This is a genomic window from Micromonospora sp. CMU55-4 (genome assembly GCF_011602315.1).
Lineage (GTDB): Bacteria > Actinomycetota > Actinomycetes > Mycobacteriales > Micromonosporaceae > Micromonospora > Micromonospora chalcea.
Genome location: NZ_JAAOLH010000006.1, coordinates 263,905 through 277,893, shown reverse-complemented (window position 1 = coordinate 277,893; position 13,989 = coordinate 263,905). Strand labels below are relative to the sequence as shown.

Annotated in this window: 12 protein-coding genes; 8 read left to right on the top strand and 4 right to left on the bottom strand. The window is 72.7% G+C overall.

Annotated features, from left to right (window positions below; translation table 11 throughout):
• Nucleotides 1–42: 42 nt before the first annotated feature.
• Genes HA073_RS13810 through HA073_RS30905 form a run of 4 tightly spaced genes read right to left on the bottom strand, consistent with a single transcriptional unit; the run spans nt 43 to nt 3,582 of the window.
• Nucleotides 43–933 (bottom strand): TIGR03619 family F420-dependent LLM class oxidoreductase, encoded by an 891-nt coding sequence (locus tag HA073_RS13810; RefSeq protein WP_166456564.1) that lies wholly within the window; start codon nt 931–933, stop codon nt 43–45.
• Complete coding sequence (locus HA073_RS13805) at nt 930–2,066, bottom strand: TIGR03617 family F420-dependent LLM class oxidoreductase (RefSeq protein WP_199496108.1); 1,137 nt, start codon at nt 2,064–2,066, stop codon at nt 930–932. The genes HA073_RS13810 and HA073_RS13805 overlap by 4 nt, the downstream gene beginning before the upstream one ends.
• On the bottom strand, nt 2,063–2,938 hold the full coding sequence (locus HA073_RS13800; protein WP_104113345.1) for an SDR family NAD(P)-dependent oxidoreductase: 876 nt from the start codon (nt 2,936–2,938) through the stop codon (nt 2,063–2,065). Before HA073_RS13800 ends, HA073_RS13805 begins: the two co-directional genes overlap by 4 nt.
• Nucleotides 2,935–3,582 carry a PaaI family thioesterase gene (locus HA073_RS30905; RefSeq protein ID WP_051611058.1) on the bottom strand — a complete coding sequence of 216 codons (648 nt, stop codon included), beginning with the start codon at nt 3,580–3,582 and terminating at the stop codon, nt 2,935–2,937. The genes HA073_RS13800 and HA073_RS30905 overlap by 4 nt, the downstream gene beginning before the upstream one ends.
• Before the next feature lie 395 nt (nt 3,583–3,977).
• Here HA073_RS30905 and HA073_RS13790 point away from each other — a divergent pair, with 395 nt between their 5' ends.
• The 8 genes from HA073_RS13790 to HA073_RS13755 all read left to right on the top strand — a co-directional run bounded on the left by HA073_RS13790 (nt 3,978) and on the right by HA073_RS13755 (nt 13,989).
• Entirely contained in the window at nt 3,978–5,549 is a 1,572-nt protein-coding gene (locus HA073_RS13790) for an ABC transporter substrate-binding protein (protein WP_166456563.1), read from the top strand.
• 62 nt (nt 5,550–5,611) lie between these two features.
• Nucleotides 5,612–7,246 (top strand): AMP-binding protein, encoded by a 1,635-nt coding sequence (locus HA073_RS13785; RefSeq protein WP_043324841.1) that lies wholly within the window; start codon nt 5,612–5,614, stop codon nt 7,244–7,246.
• Nucleotides 7,243–8,391 carry a CaiB/BaiF CoA-transferase family protein gene (locus tag HA073_RS13780; RefSeq protein WP_051611054.1) on the top strand — a complete coding sequence of 383 codons (1,149 nt, stop codon included), beginning with the start codon at nt 7,243–7,245 and terminating at the stop codon, nt 8,389–8,391. The genes HA073_RS13785 and HA073_RS13780 overlap by 4 nt, the downstream gene beginning before the upstream one ends.
• 89 nt (nt 8,392–8,480) lie before the next feature.
• A complete protein-coding gene (locus tag HA073_RS13775; RefSeq protein WP_069090067.1) occupies nt 8,481–10,178 on the top strand; it encodes an AMP-binding protein in 1,698 nt (565 codons plus the stop codon).
• A 58-nt stretch (nt 10,179–10,236) separates the two neighbouring features.
• Nucleotides 10,237–11,421, top strand: a complete 1,185-nt coding sequence (locus tag HA073_RS13770) for an acyl-CoA dehydrogenase family protein (RefSeq protein WP_166456562.1) — start codon at nt 10,237–10,239, stop codon at nt 11,419–11,421.
• The gene (locus HA073_RS13765; protein ID WP_069090069.1) at nt 11,418–12,443 is read left to right on the top strand and encodes a bifunctional MaoC family dehydratase N-terminal/OB-fold nucleic acid binding domain-containing protein; all 1,026 of its coding nucleotides are present in this window, start codon (nt 11,418–11,420) and stop codon (nt 12,441–12,443) included. The genes HA073_RS13770 and HA073_RS13765 overlap by 4 nt, the downstream gene beginning before the upstream one ends.
• Nucleotides 12,443–13,570 (top strand): acyl-CoA dehydrogenase family protein, encoded by a 1,128-nt coding sequence (locus HA073_RS13760; protein ID WP_166456561.1) that lies wholly within the window; start codon nt 12,443–12,445, stop codon nt 13,568–13,570. The genes HA073_RS13765 and HA073_RS13760 overlap by 1 nt, the downstream gene beginning before the upstream one ends.
• Entirely contained in the window at nt 13,567–13,989 is a 423-nt protein-coding gene (locus HA073_RS13755) for a MaoC/PaaZ C-terminal domain-containing protein (RefSeq protein ID WP_223201125.1), read from the top strand. Before HA073_RS13760 ends, HA073_RS13755 begins: the two co-directional genes overlap by 4 nt.

Below are 13,989 nucleotides of genomic sequence, written 5' to 3'. Positions count from 1 at the left end.
CCTTTCGATCGGGTCTCGTCGGATGAACCGGTCGGCGGCCGGTCAGGCCGGGTTCGTCTCGAAGCGTTCCGGGGCGAGCTCGCGCAGCGCTGCCATCTGCTCGAGGTGGTGGGCGGCCGAGGTGGCCACGAGGCTCGCGTTGACAGCGGTCGCCCCGACGGTGTCGGCCGTGCGCAGGTGCGCGCGGGAGCCGTCCGGGTCGCCGAGCGGGTCCAGCGGCGGGATCTGCAGCACGAGGTCGAAGCCGTCCGGGCGTTCCACGGATTCCCAGATGCGGGTCAGCTCCCGCGGTCCGAGGCCGAACGGTGCCCATCCGGTGCCGTACGTCACGGCGCGGCGCAGCGAGCGGCGGGTGCGCCCGCCGATCCACATCGGCACCGTGGTGCGCGGCGCGTGCGGTTCGACGACGAAGTCGGTGAACGTGAACCGGGGCCCCTCGTGGTGCGGCACGGCCCTGCCCCACGCCGCGCGCAGGGCGGTGATCGCCTCGTCGGCGATCGCGCCGCGCCCGGCGAACTCGGCGCCGAGCAGGTCGAACTCCTCTTCGAGGCTGCCGACCCCGATCCCGAGGACGACGCGGCCGCCGCTGAGCAGGTCGAGGGTGCCGTAGGTCTTGGCGAGGGCGAGCGGATGGTGGTAGCCGATGACGACGACGTTCGTCGCGAGCCGGACGCGGCGCGTCGCCGAGGCGAGGAACGACAGCGTGGCCACGGGGTCGAAGTACGTCGCGCCCCGCTCGGCGGCGATCGGGGCGGGCACGGCGACGTGCTCGCTGCAGGTCAGGTGGTGGTAGCCCAGGTCGTCGGCGGCGCGGGCGACGGCCAGCAGCGCGCCGCCGACGTCGGGGCCGGACAGGACGTCCCGTTCCCAGGCGGCCGCGGTGCGCGGATGCTGGACGACGACCGGGGTGAGCAGCCCGATGCGTGCGGTCATGACAGGGTCTCCGATCCGGCGACGCCGCGCGTCGCGCTTGTGGGGCCGGCGTTCGCGGGCGGGATGGTGGCCGCGGCACTGGTCGGGATGAGCCGGAGGCGTTCGAGCAACGCGCCGAAGTCCTCGTCGTCGTCCGGGTCGAGCGGCAGCCCGAGCCCGAGCCCGTCGGCGATGCCGCCGTACGCCTGCCCGAGCACGTCCGGCAGCTCGGCGTAGGTGCCGTGCGGGATGAGGGCGGCCAGGGTCTCGTCGTCGAGGACGGTGGCGAGTCCGGTCCAGCGCCCGGAGGCGGCCATCGCGGCGAGTCGTTCGCCGACCCGGCCCAGGCCGAGCCGGTCCAGGGTGGTGCGGTAGGCGGGAGTGGAGAAGAGGAACGCCAGCTCCTGGCGGGCGGAGTCGCGGCTCGCGGCGAGCGCGGCCGGCGTCGGACCGGTGATCGACTTGGACACCACGACGACCCGCGGGATCCCGGCGCGTCCGGCCCGTTCGGCCCCGGCGCGCAGCGCGGGGAGCACGACCGTGCGCAGGTGACTCGGGTGCGAGTTGGTGGCGTGGGTGACGAAGCCGTCGGCGAGCTCGCCGGCCACCTCGCAGACGCGCCGGTTGACCCCGCCGGTGTACAGCGCCGGGGCCGCGGTCGGCAGCGGGCCGGGGTTGAAGTACGGCTGCAGCCGGGTGAAGCGGTAGTGGCTGCCCTCGTGCTCCAGGGGCTCACCGGTGCTGAACGCGGCGAAGATCGCCCGGATCGAGGCGAGGTAGTCGCGCAGGTTCTCCACCGGCCGCTCCCACGGCACCGAGAAGCGCCCGACGATGTTGCCGCGCACCTGGGTGGCCAGACCGAGCTGGAAGCGGCCCTCGGAGAACCGCGCGAGGTCCCACGCGGCGTACGCGGTCACCATCGGGCTGCGGGGGAAGGCCAGCGTCATGCTGGTGCGTACGGTGATCCGGCTGGTGTGCTCGGCCGCGAGCAGCGCGACCGCCAGGGAGTCGTGCGTCGTCTCGGGGATGTGCACGGTGTCGAAGCCGAGCCGTTCGATGCGCGCCACGACCGCGGGCACCTCGCGCAGCGCCGTCGTCGGCGGCAGCGTCGTGGTCAGCTCCATCCGGGTGGCGGGTGTCTGTGGCGCCGTCATGGGATGCGGCCCGCCAGGGTGGCGTCGACGACCTCGTCGCCGTTGACGATCCGGGCGAGCTTCTCCAGCCGGGGCGCGCGCCGCAGGTGTGCCCCGCCTTCGACGGGCAGGCACGCGCCGGTGATCCAGGAGGAGCCGGGACCGCAGAGGAAGCGGACCGCGGCGGCGACGTCCTCGGCGCGCCCGATCCGCGACAGGGGCTTCTCGGCGACCGTCGCGGCGGCCAGTTCGGGGTCGGCCAGCAGCCGGCCCGGGTTCTCGCCGTCGGTGGCGACGATGCCGGGGCGTACCACGTTGACCCGTACCGCGAGGTGGCCGAGTTCGTCGGCGGCGACCCGGACGAGCGCTTCGAGCGCGGCCTTGCTCACCGAGTACGACGGCATGAACGGGAAGGAGTGCCCGCCCGCGCTCGACGAGGTGCACACGATCGCACCCCCGCCGCGCGCGGCCAGGGCCTGCCCGCCGTACCGGATGGCGTGCAGCGCCGTGGTGACGTTGCGCCGGAAGTCGTGTTCGAGGGTCTCGGCGTCGAGGGCGAGCAGGGGACGGAAGGTGCCGCCGCCGACTGTGGTGACGACCGCGGCCAGCGGGGTCTCGTCGGCGGCGCGTACCGCTGCTGCCACGTCCTGTTCGTGGGTGGAGTCGCCGGCGCTGATCCGTACCGGTGGTGCTCCGGGGGCGGCTGCGGCGATCGTCCCGGCCGCCGCCCGCAGCGTCGCCTCGGTCCGTCCCATGATCGTCACGGCGGCGCCGTCGGCGGCCAGCGCGGCGGCGATGGCGCGGCCGAAGCCGCCGCCCCCGCCGATGACGAGCGCGCCGCGGCCGGCGAGCGGGCCGGGTGCGGCGCTGCTCGGATGGGGATCGGTGCTCATGCCTGCTCCCGCGACGCTCGGCGGAACTTCTCCCGCGTGGACGGGTCGTCCATGAGGACGAAGGTGCCGGTGGCCGTGACGCACGTCAGGTCCCCGACGCGCAGTTCGCCGGAGCTGCGCACCTTGCGTCCGTCGCGCCCGTCGTGCCGGGCCAGGATCGTGATCGTCGAGCCGATCGGGATGGCCGCGCGGAACGAGATGTCGAGCCCGACGGTCACCGCGGCGTATCCGGCGCGGGCGTTGGCGATGCCGAGGGCGTGGTCCATCAGCATGGCCGAGGTGCCGCCGTGCACGTGCCCGGGTGGCCCTTGGAAGGCAAGCCTCAGGGTGACCTCCCCGCGTAAGGAACCGTCCGGCTCGACCCAGAGAGACACCGGCGGCGACAGCGGGTTCTCGGTGCCGCCAGCGGGGTCGAAGCGGCCCGGGCCGGGCTGGCGCCACATCGTCGCGATCCGCTCGGCGAGGTCCGGGGCGTGGGCGTCGATCCGGGCGGTGAGCGCGTCGAGGTCGGCCACTATCGCGTCGGCGTCGGGGTCGACGGCGCCGCCCGCGCGCGTGATCGCGTCGATGAGCCGGCGGGTGGCCGAGGCGACCGCGTCGATGCCGGTGTCGCGGGGCTGTGCCGTGGCGAGGGGGGCTTCCACCGTGCGGACTCCTTTGGCCGGCCGGACATCAAGCAACCAAGCGCTTGCTTGATGCGCACCTTAGCGACCTGATCGCGTGCTGGCAACGGTTGCCCGCTACGCGCCGCCCCTTGTCGATCATGCTGCCGATCGCCTATTGACGTGCCCGCACGCTGCCACCTACGGTTCCCAATCGAGCGCTTGTTTGGATCGCGAACGGCCGCAACACCGCCAGTCTCGGGCGCGGATGCCGATCAGCTCCGGACAGGCGCTCCACACCAGCGCCGCCATCCATCACCTCCATGACCATCGCGCCCGCACGGCCGCCGCCGAACGGCCCGGCCGCCCCCGGGAACCCGCCGGGTGACCCGCGGAGCCGCTCCCGCTCTCGGGCCGAAGGTCAGGAAAGGACCATTGTGTCTCGCCTCCCGCGCCGCCGACGCCTCGCCGTCGCCGCGAGCCTGCTCGCCGCCACCCTCGTCGTCGGAGCCTGCTCCGCCACCGGAACCGGCGACCCCGGTGCCACCACGGGTGAGATCGACCCCGACGCCGTCCTGCGGGTGAGCGCCTCGTCGCCGTTCCAGAACCTCGACCCGGCGCAGCCGGCCCCCGGCGGCTACCCCTACCTCACGCTGATCTACGACCGGCTCACCATGGTCGACTCCACCGACCAGGTCGTCCCCGGCCTGGCCAAGAAGTGGACCTACGCCCAGGACGGCTCCCACCTCGAACTCGCCCTGCGCGACGACGTCAAGTTCCACGACGGGACGCCCTTCGACGCCAACGCCGTCAAGGTCAACATCGAGCGCGGCCAGACGCTGCCCACGAGCACCATCAAGCAGGACCTCGCCAGCATCACCGGCGTCACGGTCGTCGACGCGCACACCGTGCGCCTCAACCTCAAGCCGGGCACCGGCGCCGTGCTCCCCTCGGCCCTGGCCACCGCCGCCGGGATGATGGTCTCGCCCAAGGCGATCGCCGACGGCGTCGACCTCAAGCGCGCCCCCGGCAAGGCCGGCTCGGGCCCGTACGTCGTCACCGAGTTCATCCCGAACGAGAAGTACGTCGTCAAGCGCGCCGAGGGCACCTACTGGGACCCCAACGCCGGGCGCCTCGCCGGCATGGAGATCACCCGGGTCCCCGAGGGCGCCACCCGGCTCAACGGCGTCATCAGCGGTCAGACCGACCTCAGCTTCGTCTCCTCGGCCAACGAGATCACCCAGGCCCGCCAGCTCGGCGAGGACGGCCAGCTCAAGGTGACCACCCGCCCGTTCCGCAACGTCCTCGGCATCCTGCTGCGCGCCAACATGGGCGACCTCAAGGACAAGCGGGTCCGTGAGGCAATCGCGCGCTCGGTCGACCCGGCCGCCATCCGCGCGCTCTTCGCCGACACCTGCACGCCCACCCGCAGCATCTACCCGGACAGCCCGTGGGAGGACCCGGCGGCGACCTACCCGTACGAGTTCGACCTGGCCAAGGCCAAGGCGCTGATCTCCGAGGTCGGCGGGGCGAAGGTGTCGATCAGCTTCTCCGCCGGCACCAACACCGAGCAGCCCGCCACCGCCATCCAGGCCGCCATGGCCCAGGCCGGCATCGACGCGAAGCTCAACCCGACGCCGAACTCCGAGACCGAGGCCCGCTTCATCGCCGGCGACTTCGAGCTCGAGGTGTCCAACACGTTCAACCCGCGTCTCGACCCGGCGGGCACTGTGGACAACTACCTGATCGGCAACTACAAGCTCGCCACCGACCCGGAGGTCATCGGCCCGATCGCGGCCAAGGCCGCCGACCCCCGCTCCAGCGTCGAGGAGCGCGCCAAGCAGTACCACCAGCTGTGGGAGCGGCTGTTCAGCGAGGCGTGGTTCATCCCGATCTGCAACCTCACCAGCGCCACCATCGCCTCCCCGAAGGTCGTCGGGGCCGAGCAGCTGCCGTGGACCAACCTCGGCCTGTTCGACCTGCGGACCGTCGCGATGACGAAGGGCTGAGCGTCAGGTCCCCGCCGTCCGCCACCGCGCGCGGCCGACCCGAAGAAAGGTAGCCAGAGCCAGTGAACCGTCCCACCGCAGCCACCCCGCTCCTGCCCGCCCTGTCCCGCCTGCTCGACGAGCAGCCGGACCTGACCCTCACCCTCGCCGGCGCCCCGTTCACAGTGGCCGAGCTCGACGCCGCGTCGCGTCGCCTCGCCGGGTTCCTCGCCGACCGCGTCGCGCCCGGCGACCGGGTCGTCGTCCTCGCCCGCAACGGCCGCCTGGCCCTGCTCTCCTGGTGGGCGACGACGCTTCGCGGCGGTTTCGTCGTCCCGCTCAACACGAGCAACCGCGGCGCCGTACTGGCCCACCAGGTGCTCGACGCCGACCCGGTCGCGATGATCGTCGAGGACGAGTTCGTGCCCGTCCTGGACGACGCCCTCATCGGCACGGAGCTACGGGTGCCGGTCCTCGTCGGCGCCCCCATCCGGCCCGCCTCGGGCCCGGCGCCCGCCTGGGCCACCGAGGTCGTGGACTTCGACGCCGCCGTCGCTGAGGGCTCGGCGGTGACGACCACCCCGGACCTCGACGCGTACGCCACCAGCCACCTCATCTACACGGCCGGCACGACCGGGCCGTCCAAGGCGTGCATGGTCAGCCACGGCTACGTGGCGAACATGGCCCGCCAGATGCACGAGAACCTCGAACGCCGCGCCGACGACGTCCTCTGGACGGCGATGCCGCTGTTCCACATGGCCGCCGTCGGGCACGTGATGGGTTCGCTCCAGCTCGGCTCGGCCATCGACCTCGCGTCGCGCTTCTCGGTCCGGGGCTTCTGGAACGAGATCCTGCGTAGCCGCGCGACGATGGCCGCGCTCATGGGCTCGATGCTGCCGATGATCGCCGGCGCTCCCGACTCCGAGGCCACCCGCGAGGCCTTCGGCCGGCTGCGCGTCGTGTCCGGCTCGCCGGTCACCGCCGAGCTCGCCGCTCGCTGGACGGAGCGCTTCGGCGTCGAACGGGTCGGCTCGGGCGCCTACGGCCTGACCGAGGCCTGCCTGATCACCCTCACCCCACCCGGGGGCTACCGGGCCGGGAGCGCCGGCAAGATCAACGACTCCTTCGAGGTACGCATCGTTGACGAGCACGACAACCCGCTGCCCGTCGGCGAGGTCGGCGAGATCGTCGCCCGTCCCAACCGTCCGGCGATCATGTTCAACGGCTACTGGCGTGAGCCGGAGAAGACGCTGGAGGTCTTCCGGGGCCTGTGGTTCCACTGCGGTGACTACGGTCGTCTCGACGAGGACGGCTACCTCTACTTCGTCGACCGGGGCAAGGACTACCTGCGCCGCGGCGGCGAGAACATCTCCAGCTTCGAGATCGAGGGCGTCGTCGCGACCCACCCGGCCGTCGGGGAGGTCGCCGTCCACGCCGTCCCCTCCCCGCTGGCCGAGGACGACCTCAAGGTGACTGTCGTGCCCGCGCCCGGCGCCCAGATCGACCCCGCGGAGCTCTTCGAGTGGCTGCACCCGCGCATCCCGCGGTACGCCGTGCCCTCACACATCGAGGTCCGCACCGAACTGCCCAAGAACGCCGTCGGTCGGGTCCTCAAGCGCGTCCTGCGCGAGGAGGGCGTGACCGCGCGGACGTGGAGCACCGACCCCCGTGCCGTGACCGGCCTCCCGGTGCCGGCCGGCACCCGGGAACAGGCGTGAGCGGCGTCCCCGGCCAGCGGTTCGAAGGGCCGCTGGCCGGCCTGCGGCTGCTCGAACTCGGTGGGCAGGGGCCGGTGCCGTTCGCGACGATGATGCTCGCCGACATGGGTGCCCAGGTGGTCCGGGTGGACCCGCCCGGCGAGCCCGACCGGCGGGAGCGCGCGCAGGTCAACGCGATCGACAGGGGCCGTACGACAGTCACGCTCGACCTGAAGTCCGAGGCCGACCGGGCGCTCGTGCACCGGCTGCTCGCCGACGCGGACGTGCTGCTCGACCCGTTCCGGCCCGGGGTGCTCGAACGTCTCGGCCTGGCCCCGGCCGAACTCACCGAGCGGTACCCGCGCCTGGTCGTGGCGCGGATGACCGGCTGGGGCCAGGACGGCCCTCTCGCCGCGGCCGCCGGGCACGACCTCAACTACATCGCCGTCTCCGGGGTGCTCGACACGATCGGCCTGCCCGACACCGGCCCCGTCGTGCCGCCGATGTATCTGGCCGACTTCGCCGGCGGCGGCATGATGCTGGCCTTCGGCGTGCTGGCCGCACTGCAGGAGCGTGTCTCCTCCGGGCGTGGGCAGGTCGTGGACGCCTCGATGCTCGAGGGCAGCGCGCTGCTCACCGTCGTCATCCACTCGATGCTCGCGCGGGGCGCCTGGAACCTCACCCGTGGCACGAACTACCTCGACGGCGGGGCGCACTTCTACCGGGTGTACCGCACCGCCGACGACAGGTTCATGTCCGTGGCGGCCATCGAGGCGAAGTTCTACCGCACGTTCCTGCGTACCCTCGGCCTCGATCCGGAGGACGGGCCGGCGCAGTTCGACGAGTCGGGGTGGGCCGGCTGGGCCGAGCGGATCGCGTCGGTCTTCGCCGGCCGCACCCGGCGGGAGTGGACCGGCGTCTTCGAGGGCGTCGACGCGTGCGTGCATCCGGTGCTGGACATCGCCGAGTCGGCCGAGCACCCGCAGATGCGGGCCCGGGGCGCCGTCGTCGAGGTCGAGGGGGTCGCCCAGCCGGCCCCGACGCCCCGTTTCTCGCGTACACCCGCGGGGGTCCCACGGGCCCCGCGCCGGCGTGGTGAGGACACCGACCGGGTGCGCTCGGCGCTCGCCGCGAGCAGCCCATGGGAAGCGTTGTCAAGGCCTTGACCTGCGGCAAGCCTCACTCTACGCTTCGACCAAGCGCTTGCTTGTTTGGTGATTCGCATTTGACGACGGACGAGACGGAGCAAACGTCAATGACGACTCAGGCCCCGGTGGCCCGAAACTCGGGACCCGCCGTCTTCGCCGACATCGTGCGGGCACGCACGGGCGACGACCACCCCGGCCTGCTCTTCGAAGGCCGCACCATCACCTGGGGCCGGATCGTGCAGGAGGCCGCCGACCGGGCCGCGGCACTGGACGACGTGCCCCGGCCCGACGGCAGGCCACTGCACATCGGGCTGCTCCTGGAGAACACCCCCGACTACGTGTACTGGATCTGTGCCGCCGCGCTGGCCGGCGCCACAGTGGTCGGGATCAACCCGACCCGGCGTGGCGCCGAGCTGGCCCACGACGTGCGGCACACCGACACCGACCTGCTCCTCACCGAGGACCGCCTCGCCGGCCTCGTCGACGGGCTCGACCTGGGCATCCCCGCCGGGCAGGTGCGCAACATCGACTCCCCGGAGTACGCCGCCTGGCTGGCCCGGCACGCCGGCGCGCCGGTACCCACCGACGAGGTCGACCCGCGCGCCAACCTGCTGCTCATGTTCTCCTCCGGCTCGACCGGCGCCCCCAAGGCGGTCATCTGCTCCCACGGGCGCCTCGCCGCGGTCTCCGAGGCGCTGCTGGCCCGCACCGAGCTGACCCGCGACTCGGTCAGCTACCTGGCGATGCCGCTGTTCCACGGCAACGCCGTCATGCTCAACCTCGGCCCCGCCATGGTCTGCGGCGCGACGATCTGCATGGTCCGCAGGTTCTCCGCGTCCGGCTTCGTACGCGACGTGCACGAGCACGGCGTCACCTACTTCAACTACGTCGGCCGGGCACTGGCCTACATCCTGGCCCGGCCGGTCGACCCCCGCGACGCGACGAGCACGCTGCGGCGCGCCGTCGGAACCGAGGCCTCGGCCGCCGACATCGCCCGCTTCGCCGAGCGCTTCGGTGTCGTCATCTCCGAGGGCTACGGCTCCAGCGAGGGCGTCATGCGGATCAACCGCACCCCCGAGACGCCCGCCGAGGCGCTCGGTGTGGCCGTCGCCGGCGCCGAGATCAAGGTCATGAACGAGGAGACCGGGCTGGAGTGCCCGCCGGCCCGGCTCGACGGGACCGGGCGGCTGCTCAACGCCGACGAGGCCATCGGCCAGCTCGTCGGCGTCGGCATGGCGGCGAAGTTCGAGGGCTACTACAAGAACCCCGAGGCCGCCGCCGAGCGGGTCCGCGGCGAGGACTTCTGGTCCGGGGACCTGGCCTACCGCGACGCCGACGGCTACTTCTACTTCGCCGGCCGCTCCTCGGACTGGATCCGCGTCGACAGCGAGAACTTCGCGGCCGGCCCCGCCGAGCGGATCATCGAGCGCTGGGACCGGGTGGCGGTCGCCCCCGTCTTCGCCGTGCCCGACCCGCGTACCGGCGACCAGGTCATGTGCGTGATCCAGCTGCGCAGCGGCGCCACCTTCGACCCCGAGGCGTTCACCGCCTTCCTCGACGAGCAGGCCGACCTCGGCACCAAGTGGCGGCCCCGCTTCGTGCGGATCGTCGACCAGATCCCCAGCACCGGCAACGGCAAGGTCGCCAAGCAGATCCTGCGCCGTACCGCCTGGGTCACGACCGACCCCGTCTGGGTCCGCGACGGCGCGTCCACCGCGTACCGCCCGCTGACCGAGGCGGACGTCCGGGACCTCGAGAAGCAGTTCGCCGACAACGGACGTGCCGCGCTCCTGCCGGCCCCCTGACCTGCCGGCCCGCCCGGCACACCGACTGGCGCCCACGCCCCGAGAATGAGGAACATCCATGTACCTGGAGTACACGCCCGAGCAGCGAGAGCTGAGCAGGGAGCTGCGAGCCTACTTCGCGCGCCTGCTCACGCCCGAGGTCCGCGAGGCGCTCGGCGGCACCAACGAGGACCGCCCGGCCTACCGCGAGATCATCCGTCAGATCGGCAAGGACGGCCTGCTCGGACTCGGCTGGCCCACGGAGTACGGCGGCCAGGGCCGCCCGGCGATCGACCAGTACATCCTCTTCGACGAGATCAACCGCGCCCAGGCGCCGTTCCCCTTCGTCACCATCAACAACATCGGCCCGATGCTGATGCGCTACGGCACCGAGGAGCAGAAGCGCGCCTACCTGCCGGGCATGCTGACCGGCGACGTCATCTTCGCCATCGGCTACAGCGAGCCGGGCTCCGGCACCGACCTCGCCTCGCTGAGCGCCCGGGCCGAGGCGACGCCCGACGGTGGCTGGGTCATCAACGGCCAGAAGGTGTTCACCAGCGGTGTCAGCCAGGCCGACTTCGTCTGGATGGCCGTGCGCACCGACCCCGCCGCCCCGAAGCACAAGGGCATCACCATCCTCATCGTGCCGACGTCGGACCCGGGCTTCAGCTGCACGCCGATCGCCACCAGCGGCATCACCCACACCAACGCCTCCTACTACGAGGACGTACGCGTCGGCCCCGAAGCCCTCGTCGGCGAGGTCAACGGCGGCTGGCGCCTCATCACCGGCCAGCTCGGTCACGAGCGGGTGGGCCTGGCCGCGATGGGCGGGCGCACCGAGCAGCTGTGGACCGACGTCGCCGCCTGGGCCGCCGAGCCCGACACCGACGGCAACCGCGTCCTGGACAAGCCGTGGGTGCGCACGGAACTGTCCCGCGACTACGCCGAGCTGACCGCGATGCGCCTGCTCAACTGGAAGATCGCCGTCGTGGGGGAGGGCCAGAACCCGGCGCCCGCCGCCGCGTCGGTCGCCAAGGTCTACGGCACGGAGACCCACGACCGGGTCTGCCGCAACCTCGTCTCCGTCGTCGGTCCCCGCGCGACCCGGCGCGCCGGCGCGCCGGACGCCGTCCTCGGCGGACAGCTGGAGGCGTACACCCGCGGCTCCTACATCAACACCTTCGGCGGCGGCACCAACGAGGTGCTGCGCGACATGATCGCGGTCGCCGGTCTCGGCATGCCGAGGAAGGGGCGTTCCGCATGAGCACCACGACGCAGGCCCCCGCCTCCGAAGCCACCGACCAGGACGCCTTCCTCGCCCGTCTGCGCGAGTTCGTCGGCCTCGAGGCCACGCCCACCCGCTACGCCCAGGACGCCGTCAACCAGGCGATGATCCGGCACTTCGTCGAGGCGATGGGCGACGAGAACCCCGTCTACGTCGACGACCGGGCCGCCCGGGACACCGGCCGCGAGGGCGTCGTCGCCCCGCCGCCGATGCTGTCCACCTGGCTCATGGTCGGCTACAAGGCCCACACGGCCGCCGCCGCGGGCGCCGCGCCGGACACCCCGATGGCCCGGCTGCTCGCGCTGCTCGCCGACGCCGGCTTCGTCGGGGTCGTCGCGACGAACGACGAGCACGAGTACGTGCGCGAGCTGCGCCTGGGCGACGAGATCAAGATGACCACTGTCATCGAGGACGTCTCCCCGCGCAAGACCACCGGCCTGGGCACCGGCCACTTCATCACGACGCTGCGCACCTACACCGACCAGAACGACGAGGTCGTGGCCCGCCAGCGCTTCCGCATCCTGCGCTTCGACCCGTCCGGCGCCAAGCCCGCGGCGCCGGCCGCCGCCGACCCGGCGCTGCGGCACAAGCCGTTCATCCTGCGCGACAACGCGTTCTGGTTCGCCGCCGCCGCGCAGCGTCGCCTCGTCATCCAGGCCTGCACCGACTGCGGCACGCTGCGCCACCCGCCCGGCCCGATCTGCCCCTCCTGCCACTCGTACGCGTGGCACGAGGTGGAGGCGAGCGGCCGGGGCACCGTGCACAGCTACGTCGTCAGCCACCACCCGAAGGCGCCCGGGTACGACTACCCGCTCACCGTCGTGCTCGTCGACCTCGAAGAGGGCACCCGTCTGGTCGCCGACTTCGTCGGGGACGCCGGCGAGGTCGAGATCGGCATGCCCGTGCAGGTCGACTGGCTCGACTACGACGAGAACCTCACGCTGCCGCGTTTCCGGGCCGCGACCTCCGCATCGGAGCCCACAGAAGAGGAAGGGAACTGATGGACTTCCAGCTCGCCGAGGAACAGGTCACGGTCAACGACCTGGCGCGCGACGTGTTCTCGCGCAACGGCGACCCGCAGCGGCTCTTCGACATCGAGGCCGGGCCGGACCGCTTCGACCGCGTCCTGTACCGCGACCTGGCCGAGTCCGGCATCCTCGGGCTGCCCGTGCCCGAGGAGCACGGCGGCGCCGGGCTGGGCCTGTGGGAGATCGCCGGGGTCTTCGTCGAACAGGGCCGCACGCTCGGCACCGTCCCGCTGTGGGAGACCCTCGTCGGCGGCGTCCTGCCGCTGCTGCGCTACGGCAACGCCAAGCAACAGGCCGAGTGGCTGCCTCGCGTGGCCGCCGGAGACGCGGTCCTCACCGTGGCCGTCGACGACCTGACCGACGCCCGGCCGTACGGCGCCCGCGTCCGCGCGCGGTCCGGCGCCGAGCCCGGCGGTGACGGGGTCACCCTGAGCGGCACCGCCGTCGGCGTCCGCTCGGCGCACCTCGCCGACGCGATCGTCGTCCCGGCCACCGACGAGGCGGGCGCGGTCGGGCTGTACCTCGTGCCGACCGCCGGACCCGGGGTACGCCGGGACACGTTCGAGCGCACCGACCGTGGACTCGCCTCCGACGTTCACTTCGAGGACGCCGCCGCGGCGCTGCTCGCCGAGGGCCCCGAGGACGACCGGTTCGACTGGTTGCTGCGCCAGGTCTGGACCGCGGTGGCGGCTCTGCAGAGCGGCGTCAGCCAGGCCGCCGTACGCCAGGCCGCCGACTACACCTCGGGCCGTGAGCAGTTCGGTGTGCCGATCGCGACCTTCCAGGCCGTCGCCCACCAGCTCGCCGACTGCCACATCGACACCGAGGCGATGGAGGTCACCTACCTCAACGCGCTCTGGCGCGAGACGACCGGGCGGCCGTCCCGGGCGGCGGTGCACGTCGCGAAGTACTGGGCCGCCGAGGCGGGCGACCGCGTCGCGCGCACCGTGCAGCACGTGCACGGCGGCATGGGCGCCGACGTCACCTATCCGATCCACCGTTACATGCTCTGGACCACGCAGCTTGCCAACACCGCCGGCTCCGGAGCCTGGCACCTGCAGCAGCTCGCGGACCTCGTGGGCGAGGGGGAGCAGCTGTGAGCACGCAGATCACCATCGAGCAGGTGAGCCCCGGCGACACGCTGCCGGAGCTGGAGATCCCGCTGACCCGGACCGTCATCGTCGCCGGCGCGCTCGCGACCCGCGACTACGAGGACGTGCACCACGACCCGGCCCAGGCCCAGCGTCGCGGCACCCCCGACACGTACATGAGCATCAACCACACCAACGGGCTCGTCGGCCGCTACGTCACCGACTGGGCCGGCCCCGCCGCGCGCATGGTGCGCCTGAGCACCCGCCTCGGGGTGCCGAACTTCCCGGGTGACGTGATGCGGCTGACCGGTGAGGTCGTCGGCGTCGAGGAGGACACCGTGCGCGTCGCGGTGCGTGGCATGAACAGCAAGGGCGGGCACGTCGTCTCCGAGGTGACAGTGCGCCTGCCCCGCGGATCGGAGCAGTGA

Coding starts and splice junctions, on each gene's coding strand:
- HA073_RS13810 (WP_166456564.1), bottom strand. CDS start 933: ATGACCGCACGCATCGGGCTGCTCACCCCGGTCGTCGTCCAGCATCCG.
- HA073_RS13805 (WP_199496108.1), bottom strand. CDS start 2,066: ATGACGGCGCCACAGACACCCGCCACCCGGATGGAGCTGACCACGACG.
- HA073_RS13800 (WP_104113345.1), bottom strand. CDS start 2,938: ATGAGCACCGATCCCCATCCGAGCAGCGCCGCACCCGGCCCGCTCGCC.
- HA073_RS13775 (WP_069090067.1), top strand. CDS start 8,481: ATGACGACTCAGGCCCCGGTGGCCCGAAACTCGGGACCCGCCGTCTTC.
- HA073_RS13770 (WP_166456562.1), top strand. CDS start 10,237: ATGTACCTGGAGTACACGCCCGAGCAGCGAGAGCTGAGCAGGGAGCTG.
- HA073_RS13765 (WP_069090069.1), top strand. CDS start 11,418: ATGAGCACCACGACGCAGGCCCCCGCCTCCGAAGCCACCGACCAGGAC.
- HA073_RS13760 (WP_166456561.1), top strand. CDS start 12,443: ATGGACTTCCAGCTCGCCGAGGAACAGGTCACGGTCAACGACCTGGCG.